General features: G+C 37.6%; 14 protein-coding genes. 5 read left to right on the top strand and 9 right to left on the bottom strand.

The window, feature by feature from the left end; translation table 11 throughout:
• Positions 1-115: 115 nt before the first annotated feature.
• Positions 116-667, bottom strand: coding sequence for a YkoP family protein (locus V7147_RS17705; RefSeq protein ID WP_335369156.1), 552 nt, complete (start codon positions 665-667; stop codon positions 116-118).
• 127 nt (positions 668-794) lie between these two features.
• Between V7147_RS17705 and V7147_RS17700 the strand changes: the two genes are divergently transcribed.
• Positions 795-944 carry a hypothetical protein gene (locus V7147_RS17700; RefSeq protein WP_335369155.1) on the top strand — a complete coding sequence of 50 codons (150 nt, stop codon included), beginning with the start codon at positions 795-797 and terminating at the stop codon, positions 942-944.
• Between the two features lie 43 nt (positions 945-987).
• Here the strand turns inward: V7147_RS17700 and V7147_RS17695 are convergent, their stop codons facing one another.
• Positions 988-1,578 (bottom strand): SCO family protein, encoded by a 591-nt coding sequence (locus V7147_RS17695; protein ID WP_335369154.1) that lies wholly within the window; start codon positions 1,576-1,578, stop codon positions 988-990.
• A gap of 178 nt (positions 1,579-1,756) precedes the next feature.
• On the opposite strand from V7147_RS17695, the gene V7147_RS17690 reads away from it, so the two are divergent.
• Positions 1,757-2,377 (top strand): YitT family protein, encoded by a 621-nt coding sequence (locus tag V7147_RS17690; protein WP_335369153.1) that lies wholly within the window; start codon positions 1,757-1,759, stop codon positions 2,375-2,377.
• Positions 2,378-2,406: 29 nt separating this feature from the next.
• Here the strand turns inward: V7147_RS17690 and cysC are convergent, their stop codons facing one another.
• From cysC to V7147_RS17665, 5 genes are read right to left on the bottom strand one after another with little or no spacing between them, the layout of a single operon-like run.
• On the bottom strand, positions 2,407-3,006 hold the full coding sequence (cysC, locus tag V7147_RS17685; RefSeq protein ID WP_335369152.1) for an adenylyl-sulfate kinase: 600 nt from the start codon (positions 3,004-3,006) through the stop codon (positions 2,407-2,409).
• Between the two features lie 11 nt (positions 3,007-3,017).
• On the bottom strand, positions 3,018-4,166 hold the full coding sequence (gene sat, locus V7147_RS17680) for a sulfate adenylyltransferase (RefSeq protein WP_335369151.1): 1,149 nt from the start codon (positions 4,164-4,166) through the stop codon (positions 3,018-3,020).
• Positions 4,153-4,833, bottom strand: a complete 681-nt coding sequence (locus V7147_RS17675; protein ID WP_335369161.1) for a phosphoadenylyl-sulfate reductase — start codon at positions 4,831-4,833, stop codon at positions 4,153-4,155. Before V7147_RS17675 ends, sat begins: the two co-directional genes overlap by 14 nt.
• Before the next feature lie 31 nt (positions 4,834-4,864).
• Entirely contained in the window at positions 4,865-5,425 is a 561-nt protein-coding gene (locus V7147_RS17670) for a histidine phosphatase family protein (protein ID WP_335369150.1), read from the bottom strand.
• Positions 5,410-6,177: a phosphosulfolactate synthase gene (locus tag V7147_RS17665; protein ID WP_335369149.1), complete on the bottom strand. Its 768-nt coding sequence runs from the start codon at positions 6,175-6,177 to the stop codon at positions 5,410-5,412. Before V7147_RS17665 ends, V7147_RS17670 begins: the two co-directional genes overlap by 16 nt.
• 267 nt (positions 6,178-6,444) lie before the next feature.
• On the opposite strand from V7147_RS17665, the gene V7147_RS17660 reads away from it, so the two are divergent.
• From V7147_RS17660 to V7147_RS17650, 3 genes are all read left to right on the top strand, one after another.
• Positions 6,445-7,668, top strand: coding sequence for an MFS transporter (locus tag V7147_RS17660; RefSeq protein WP_335369160.1), 1,224 nt, complete (start codon positions 6,445-6,447; stop codon positions 7,666-7,668).
• Positions 7,669-7,684: 16 nt separating this feature from the next.
• Positions 7,685-7,972 (top strand): hypothetical protein, encoded by a 288-nt coding sequence (locus V7147_RS17655; RefSeq protein ID WP_335369148.1) that lies wholly within the window; start codon positions 7,685-7,687, stop codon positions 7,970-7,972.
• A gap of 129 nt (positions 7,973-8,101) precedes the next feature.
• On the top strand, positions 8,102-8,581 hold the full coding sequence (locus V7147_RS17650; RefSeq protein WP_335369147.1) for a PCYCGC motif-containing (lipo)protein: 480 nt from the start codon (positions 8,102-8,104) through the stop codon (positions 8,579-8,581).
• 43 nt (positions 8,582-8,624) lie between these two features.
• Here the strand turns inward: V7147_RS17650 and V7147_RS17645 are convergent, their stop codons facing one another.
• Positions 8,625-9,467, bottom strand: a complete 843-nt coding sequence (locus tag V7147_RS17645) for a DegV family protein (RefSeq protein WP_335369146.1) — start codon at positions 9,465-9,467, stop codon at positions 8,625-8,627.
• Between the two features lie 318 nt (positions 9,468-9,785).
• Positions 9,786-10,037: a DUF2535 family protein gene (locus V7147_RS17640; protein ID WP_335369145.1), complete on the bottom strand. Its 252-nt coding sequence runs from the start codon at positions 10,035-10,037 to the stop codon at positions 9,786-9,788.
• Positions 10,038-10,157 lie beyond the last annotated feature (120 nt).

Genomic DNA, 10,157 nt, shown 5'->3' with positions numbered 1-10,157 from the left:
AAAACTATCATAATCGCAAAAAGAATGATAAAAATTTTCATAAAAAAACACACCACCTTTTCTCTCTCCATTATAAATAATAGAATTCGAAAAAGTGAGTGGTAATGAATGGATACTATCGATACATTTCGAACAGTGTATTTTTAGACATAAATAAATACATTGGATGTCTCTGGATACTTTGCTTTGAAAGATTCGATACGGCCATACAATACATCGGGAGAAACACAATTAGTTTAAACCAGAGATAAATTTTATTAGAGATTGCAATCGATTCAAATCCTAATCGCCTGCTACCCTTATTTAATGCCGTTATGCCAACGATTCCTTTAATTTCATTCTTTTTCGGGTGATTTTGAATATAGTCGGCAACCCCCGGCAAAGCTTGCTTTACTTGTTTGTAAATAAGTCTTGCCTTTGATGTTTCCCCTTTTATACCAAGCAGCTGTCTAAGCAAAATTACATTATGCAGGTGAATTTTAATCAATAAGTCATTTTTCTTAATTTCAGTTCCATCTTCAAGGACGCATGACCGACCTTTGTATTTTGTTACTTTTACCCGTAAAATTTCTTTATCCTCAACATATGTGAGCCTAGTGAATGCATAATAAATCGGATCAAGAATCGTCCAAATGGTAATCACGCACAGCTTCATTCTTGCAAGCATCGATGTATCCCCTTTGTAATCATTTACAGTTACATTTTCCCTTTTTTTATGAGAAATTATTTTGGGAAAGTAAGGAAAGATAAGTAGGAGAATCATTTTTTAACCTTAATAGAAATGAGGTATTCTTATGAATAAAAAACGCGAAAAACAACCAGATGCAAAAGAAGAATTCCCAGAACAAATCACAAGCGGCTGCCTCACCTTCACAAGCCATGAATTGTTCTGGAAAGAGCTAGAGACAGTTGTTGTTGATGGAGCTTTGTCTGCGGAGGAATAAGTATTTTCATGCAAAAAGGACCCCTCGGAGTCCTTTTTCCAACTTATTGAATTGTTTTTATATCGGCAATAATTTCTTCATATGGAGTATTTTCGACACCGTTGTATTCTTTCAAAACAGTTCCGTTTTGGTCAACTAGGTAAAACTTAATCACATGTATAACTTGGTCTTGACCGTCTGGTTTAGCAACTAATGCTTTGAAGCTGTCTTTAGCAAATACTGTAATTTCGGGTAGAGTATAACCAGTCAACAAATGCCAGTTTGATAAATCATCACTATAGCTTTCTGCATACTCCTTCAGCACTTCAGGTGTGTCCACTTCTGGATCAACAGAGAAGGAAACAAATTCAACATCTAGTCCCTCTTCTTTCACCATGCCTTGAAGTTTTGCCATATGAGCCGACATTGGCGGACAAACAGTAGTACAATTGGTAAAAATCATATCCGCTATCCAAACTTTCCCCTCTAAATCCTTAAGGCTAAGGTTATCTCCATTTTGATCTACATAGGAGAAATCGGAAACTTCGTAATTTAACGCATTTGGAATTCCACTACCACATGCAGCTAAAACAAAAATAAGTGCGATCACAACTAAAAATTTTATTTTTTTCACGTTTTCACCTACATTCAACATATTCTCATTCAATATCTCATTTTAAAGAAATAGTGACAAACTTACAACTTAAAAGGATGTGAACAATTTTTGAACATAATGAATAACCCGACAACATAAAATGGACAAGGAGAGTATGTATCGGGAGGTTTCGTTTTATGAATTCCTATTATCGTTATCAGAAAGGTCATGTTAATCAATGCCTAAAGTCGTGATTACCTATACTTGTATTATTATCGGTGCATTATTACAAGGGCTTGGTATGTCCTTGTTCTTATTTCCTCATAATATTCCTTCTGGTGGTGCCGCTGGTCTAGCGATCTTGATGAATCACTGGACGGGACTGCCTTTAGGCATGTCCCTCTGGATTGTCAATTTCTCCTTTTTAGCACTAGCGTTAAAATATTTCGGATTCTCCTGGACTGTGAAAACGATGATTGCTGTTACAATCACTTCTGTAACGGTTAGTTTTGTTTCAGCATTTGGATCCTTTCTTACTCCCTTTTTCTGGCTAGACCTATTGTGCGGAGCCGTCGTTTTTGGTGTAGGGGTCGGGCTTTTAATCCGGAGTGGTTCATCTAGTGGTGGAATGGTAATTCCAACATTAATGATAGCAAAGTACAATGATTGGTCACCAGGCAAAGTCATGCTTTGGGTGAACTTTTTCATTTTCTTATTAACGGCATCTGTTATTGATATTCGAATCGTCTTTTATGCAATCCTTTGTCAAACGGTATCTACGAATATCATCGACTTTATTTATCACCTGAGAGCACCGTCTTTTATCGCAGCTCATCAGCTTGGTTGGAGAAAAAAATAAAGTAAGAAAGCTAAGTACACTTTCTTACTTTAAAGAATTTCCCGTTGTTTTAAATAGTCAATAATCGTTTCAATCGATTGTGAGATCGTTAATTGGTCTGATTCGATCACCAGTTCTGGTTGATTAGGTTCTTCATAAGGAGAGCTTATTCCGGTAAATTCGGATATCTCTCCATTTCTTGCTTTTTTATATAAGCCTTTTGGGTCACGATTTTCACAAACGGTAATGGGACATTTTACATAAACCTCGATAAATTCCCCGTCAGGGAACAACGCCCTCACCTGTTCACGGTCTTCTCGAAACGGCGAAATGAATGCTGTTGAGACGATTTGCCCACTTTCAACAAATAGCTTTGACACTTCACCAATCCGGCGAATATTTTCTTTACGATCATCCTTGCTAAAACCCAGCCCTGCATTTAAACCATGCCGAATATTATCCCCGTCAAGGACATAACTCTGCACCTTTTTTGAAAAAAGCACCTGATCAAGGGCATTCGCTAAGGATGATTTACCAGAACCTGAAAGTCCAGTAAACCAGATTACACAGCTTTTATGTTGATTTTGTTGTTGTCGATCATGTTTCGTTATAGTTGATTGATGCCATATAATATTTTGTTCTTCGCCCATTTTTACCACCTTTATATCTTGGTATATTGTTCAGCCATGCCTCTAATGAGGACCTCGACTACCTCTGGTCTGCTAAATTCCTTTGGTGGTTGTTTTCCCTCTTTTAGCATTTCGCGCACCTTTGTCCCTGATAGGATCACATGGTCTTCCTTATGATGAGGGCATGTTTTGGCAGAGGCCATGTTCTCGCACTTTTTACAGAAAAAGCTATGTTCAAAAAATAAAGGCGAGATTTCAAGTTCCTCTTCCGTAAAATGGCTAAAAATATCCTGTGAATCGTAAGTGCCGTAATAATTTCCAACCCCTGCATGGTCACGACCTACGATAAAATGCGTGCACCCGTAATTTTTCCGAACTAATGCATGAAAAATTGCTTCTCTTGGACCCGCATAACGCATTGCAGCTGGAAATACAGATAGGAACACTCTGTTTTTCGGGTAATATTTTTCTAGGAGAACCATGTAGCTTTCCATCCGAATATCACTCGGAATATCGTCTGCTTTTGTTTCTCCAACTAACGGATTTAAAAATAATCCATCAACCACTTCTAAAGCGGACTTTTGAATGTATTCATGTGCACGATGAACAGGATTTCTTGTTTGAAAACCGACTACTGTTTTCCAACCTAAGTGTTCAAATACAGCTCTCGTTTCAATTGGATCTAAATAAAAGGCTTCGAACTTCTTTTTCTTTGGACGTTTTACAAGATGAATCGGTCCGCCAATATAAACATTTGGCCTTTCATACAATTTTTTGACGCCAGGATGATTGGTGTCTGTTGTCCGATACACCTTAAAAGCTTCCACTTCCTTGTCTGGCATAAATTTTTCAGTCACTTCGATAACCCCGTATACTTCACCACTTTGAATCAATCTAACCTTCTCACCGATTGAGATCTTCCTTGCTGTTGTTTTATCTACTGCTAATGTGATTGGAATTGACCACGGTATTCCATTTGCTAGTCTCATCGAATAAAGAATCGATTCATAGTCGGCTTTTCCGACAAAACCCTCTAGTGGACTATATGCCCCTACAGCAATTAGTTCTAAATCACTTAACTCCATGTCGCTCAGTTCTATTTGTTTATCAATTTCTTCATAGTTAAAAGTAGGGTTGAAACGATTTATCATTTTACCGCCATGCGGCTTACTTAATACCAATTTCAAAACCTCCATTTACATGTAATCCGCATTCTGTTTTATCGGAATTTGCCCATCTACCTGAGCGCAAATCGCCATTTAGCACTTGATTTGTACAAGGTGCACAGCCAATGCTTGGATAGTTATTGTCGTGTAACTCATTATAAGGAAGGTTGTTAAGCTTGATATAGGTCCAAACATCATCCCATGTCCAGTAAATGAGTGGACAAATCTTAATGTTTTTGAATTTTTCATCCTTATTTACGTATTCCGTGTTTTTTCGAGTTGGTCCCTGCTCACGTCGCAAACCAGAAATCCATGCTTTCGTGCCTGTAAGGACATTATTTAGAGGCTCAATTTTACGAATTTGACAGCACAAGTTTGGATTGGTCCTCCATAGCTCATCCCCATGTTTTTTCGCCTGCTCTTTAAGATTTAATGCAGGTTGTTTCAATTCAATATTGAGAGTAGGATATTTTTCTTTCATTTTATCAATGAGTTCATAGGTTTCTTTAAAATGGAGCCCTGTATCTAGAAAAACAATTCTCGCCTTTTTATTTACTTTTGAAATAAGATCGATTAGAACAATTCCTTCTGCCCCGAAACTGCATGCGTACACAATATCTTCAGCTGAATAGGTATTATATGCCCATTTTAAAATTGCGAAATAGTCCTTGTTGTTTTTCATAACGTCCGCAACGTTTTCATCATTCCAGTTTTCATATGTGATGGCGGCCAATTTCAAATTCCTCCTCTCCAACTTCAATCATTATTAATTGATTGTTTTTTATTTCGAGCTGATTCATTTTATTGACGTTGCCAAATCCGTGATAAGATAGGCATGCCCGAATCCAAGACCCATGCCCAAACACTAAAATAGACTCGTAATCCTTGTATTTTTCTAAAAATGCAAGGATTCGTGTTTCTAGATCAACAATCCTTTCCCCCAGCACGATTTCACGTGGGTTTGCAAACCATTTATTTTTATACGTTTCTATAAGTAGTGTTTTTTCTTTCCCTTCAAATTCTCCGAAATGTAGTTCATCTAACAAAGGCTCAATTTCATAATTTTCATACCCATACGCCCTTGCAGTTTGTTGTGTTCGGGTTAATGCACTCGTTAAAATTAATGAGTATTGTTGTTTTAACATGGGTTTGTTTTTTTCAATTTCCTCTTTGTTTGCGTTACTTACTTCAAGTATTGGAATGTCACGACTACCTTGAAGAACCCCTTTAACATTCCATTCGGTCGGAAGATGCCTGATTAGTGTAAGTTCCATGTCTTCTCCCCCATGAAAAAGGTTTCACTCCGCAATCCCAGTCTTTGTGTTTCCAACACAAGAACATCATTGATTTTGACGTTTCCAAGATTGACATTCGTACCAAATTGGTTAATAAAATACATTTGCTGCTTTGGGGTCGGTGCTTCAAAAATAACCTTATTGACATTGATATTTTCCGAAATTCGATCAATCAACTCTGTATTAACATTGCCTGAAGCATTATAAATGCCGGCAGTACCTGAGTCTCTGCCCTCTGTAATGACATATTTGCAGCCCGATGCTAACAGCAAGTTAATTTCATGTTCCCAGTCAGACAAAGGCATTTCCTTTTTTTGATCTTTTGAGCCTACTTCGGCTATTACATTAAAATGCTTCTTGCATTTTTTTATGAGCGAAAGCCTTCTATGAAGTGGGATATCCACCGTCCCATTTGAAATTTCAATCCATTCAATCCCAAGCTTCTTCAGGCTTTCAACATATTCGTCAAGCTTATCTTGAACAAAGCATTTTTCAAAAAATGTTCCACCACAATATGGGATGACCTTATATTTTTTATATAGATTGATTTTTTCCTGTAGGTTTGGGGTCACATAAGCAGTGCCAACTCCGATTTTCGCGATATCTATATAAGCATGGTAATCACGTAAATACGCCTCGACAAGAGCAACAGGCGTTCCAAAATCAGCAATTGAGGTAATTCCGTAGCTTCGTTCTCCCTTTGTACGCACGGGAACATCTAGAAAGTCCATAGGCATAACTCCTCCTTTTTCAACAAGCGCTAATCGCTGTCTATACCTTTTTTTGTTATATATACCTATCTTCTTACAGTTGCTATGTTATTCAAAAATAGGTGAATGGTGTAAAGAATGGGCTTTTCTACTGATTTCTTTCAACTGGAAACTACTAACAGAATAGGTATCATGACAATTTGAAAAAATAGTAAGGCAATAATTGATTCAAATTTCAAACCGTATATAAGGAGATGCAAAAACTTGTCCAGCAAAAAGAATTCAGCAATGACAATTGTTGCGATTAGTTCCATTCCACTGATCCTTGTACTTGGTAATTCAATGCTCATCCCTGTCTTACCCCAGATGCAAAAAGAACTAGATATCAGTCAATTCCAGGTGAGTCTTGTCATTACTACTTTCTCAGTAGCAGCAGCGATATCAATCCCATTGCTCGGTTATTTCTCAGATCGATTTTCTAGAAAGGCCGTCATCATACCTGCACTTATTCTATACGGTACAGGGGGACTTCTCGCTGGGTTTGCATCCGCTTGGTTTTCTAGTCCTTATTTTTGGATTATGGCTGGTCGGGTTATGCAAGGTATAGGGGCTGCAGGAACTGCACCTATTGCAATGGCACTTACAGGAGATTTATTTAAAGGAGGCAAACAAAGCCGCGTATTGGGACTAGTTGAAGCCTCAAACGGCTTTGGCAAGGTTATTTCACCCATAATCGGTTCGTTACTTGCTCTTGTTTTTTGGTACGCAGCCTTTTTCGCTTTTCCAATCTTTTGCTTAATTTCCGTGCTTCTCACGATATTCTTTGTAAAGGAGAAAAAACAAAAGAAAGAACCTCCACCACTCAAAAAATATGTGCGTGGGTTGTTTTCAGTTTTTAAAAATGAAGGTAGATGGTTATTTACGGCCTATTTGGCAGGTGCAACTTGTTTATTCACTCTGTTTGGGATTCTCTTTTATTTATCCGACGTACTGGAGAAAACCTATGATACTGATGGGGTTCTTAAAGGAGCAATTTTAGCCATTCCACTTTTATGTATGACAACCACTTCCTACATTACAGGAAGTAAAATCGGTAAAAAAATGCCTTTAATGAAAAAACTTATCGTGATTGGGTTAATTCTCATGACTGCTTCATTCGCGTTGTTGGTCTTTTTTAAAAACCTGATTCCGTTTATTGCTGTACTAGCCATCAGTAGTATCGGAACCGGACTTGTACTACCATGTATTAATAGCTTTATCACGGGTTCAGTTTCAACTGAAAAGCGAGGTTTCGTTACATCACTTTATGGGTCTGTTCGATTTTTAGGAGTGGCTATTGGTCCCCCAATTTATGGGTGGCTGATGAACTGGTCGCGTGCAGGAATGTTTTTAAGCACCGCTTCGTTAACACTTTTCGTTGGACTGTTATGTATGATATTAATTCGTGTGAAAAAGAAAAACCCTAGTAAGGAAAAAAATGATTCTCTGTTCAAAAAATTACAGTTAACGTAGGAAGGAGGGAGTTCTCTTGCAAATATTTGTTTCCCCAGAGTTGGTCAAGGAAGAATGCCAAATTTTAAATATAGTCAATCAGGATAAGAAGGCGCTCGGCTATATTGCATTCTTTTTTGATGATAAAAAAATGTATGTCTATGGACATTGTGAGGAAATGGGTGTTAGTAAGGATTTCAAAGATACCATTACACCCTACATCCAGGGTATGGCTAAATCAAAGCCAGACTTAGATATTCTCTCTTACATATCAATCGGTGGAGAGAAATTGGATTTATCGGATGAGGAATCTGAAAGTAAGTAAGGATATCGGTTTCGATGTCCTTTTTACTTGTCTAGCACTTTTCTTCTTTCGACAAAATGGTGAACTTATTTTGTGTAAGTATTGGATATGTTAAAATGGGCTTACATAGATAAGGAAAGGTTGTTTATTATGAAAAAGATATATGTCTTTTTAATGCTTGTTCTTATGTTTGGGATGTTTGGTTGCTCGCAAAACGATGAAGGTCATGAGTCCAGCAATCAAGAACATGTTATGGGAGATATTCGTGAGGAAACTGCTTCAATTGACGTGCTACCCACCTTTTTAAATGGTAAATCCGAGGATATAGTGACGATTTATAAAGCTGCTGCAATGCATAAAGATCTGTTAGAATCAATGCCTTGCTATTGTGGTTGCGCTGATTCTGTAGGTCATCGTGATAATTATGATTGCTTTGTTCATGAAAACAATGGCGAGAGAATCGTTTGGGATGATCACGGTACAAAATGTATGGTATGTTTGGAAATTGCTGCTACATCCGTAATGGAATCTTCGAAGGGTAAATCACTGAGTGAAATTCGGGCTCTGATTGATGAAACCTATAAAGAAGGCTATGCTAACCCAACACCAACTCCTATGCCTGAAATTTAAAAAAGAGACGTGTGAATTTGCTCACACGTCTTTTTTTGTGCTTCTATTCCACATAATACATAAACCCAATCGCTCCTGGGCCTGTATGGGTACTGATTACTGGTGTGGTTTCGACGATATCAACGTCGGCATATCCGGTTAACTTTTTAATCGCATCTTTTAAATTTTCAGCAAGCTCAGCTGCATCCACTTGAGCGATTGCCACACCTTTTATCGTTTTTTCACTTACATCTTCGGCAAATTTCTCACTTAAGTATTTCACAATTTTTGCATGGCTTCTAACCTTAGACACCGGAGTATAGACACCATCCTGCAATGAGGCAATTGGTTTAATGTTTAACAAAGAACCAATAAATGCCTTGCCTTTTCCGATCCGCCCGCCTTTTACAAGATTCTCCAATGTATCAACAGTTACAAATAAAGTAGAATTTTCTCTAATTTCCTCAATCCGTTTTACAATTTCATCCAACGCTTGTCCCGCATTAGCCATTTTTGCAGCTTCAATAACTTGAAATGCTAAGGCTCTAGAGATATACATGGAATCAATTACAGTGACCTTGGATTCGCTCATTCTAGCTGCATTTTCTGCAGATGCCACTGTACCACTCATCCCGCCTGTCATATGGATGGAAATGATTTCGCTGCCATCTCTACCTAATTGATCATAAAGTTCGACGAAATGTCCAACCGCCGGCTGAGAGCTCTTCGGCAGTTCAGTTGCTTGCTTCATTTTTGTTAAAAATTCCCGTGGGGTAATATCCACTCGGTCTAGAAACGTTTCCCCATCAATTGTGATGGATAACGGGACAACTGAGATCCCTAGTTCTTTTACTAGCTCCTCTGAAAGATCTGCAGTAGAATCTGTTACGATTTTCACCTTTGTCATATGTTCACTTCCTACAGCTGACATACATCTATTTTCACTAAATAGCCTGTCCTTATTTTAACGGGTAAATTACTCATAGTTGATGGTTGAATGCAAAAAAAGAACCGATTTTAAATGTTAAACTTTATTCAAAAGAAGACCCCACTTCCAAAAGTGGGGATGGTTGAAAATTAATAATTATTCTGTGATAGGCAATTTTTTAATTTGAATAAAGTTTAGCCTCCGGCGGATGCCACAGATTTTCAAAGGAAATTTTTCAAGCAGTAAGANNGGGTGCAAATACGCCAAGCCGTATTTGTTTATCGGCTCAATCAAAAACTACGCATTATGTTTTAAAATATCAAGTTGAAAAATACGTTCGTAATCAGTCCATTTAACTACAGTCTTCAAATATTCTCGAAACGAATAGATTTGATTTGGACTTGATTTTATCATGATTTTCGACAAAAATGCCTGTAAATGAAAATCGAGCATAAAGTGATACGTGTTGCCTTTCTCCAGTACTGGAATTTCAATTACTTTAACCTTCTGTCCATAACAATTTTTGAACTCTAGGCTTTTGAATAGCAAACTATCAGTCCTTTTTAACCCGTTTCCTTTATTATACATGAGAACAAGCATTAAGTCTTTGTCTAAATATGTAACTTTTTAGTTGGGGCGAAACCCAATTAAAAAAGTTAAGCCTCCGGC

The organism is Bacillus sp. JJ1521, from assembly GCF_036965165.1.
GTDB lineage: Bacteria > Bacillota > Bacilli > Bacillales > Bacillaceae_L > Ferdinandcohnia.
This window is presented reverse-complemented; position numbering and strand designations above follow the sequence as displayed.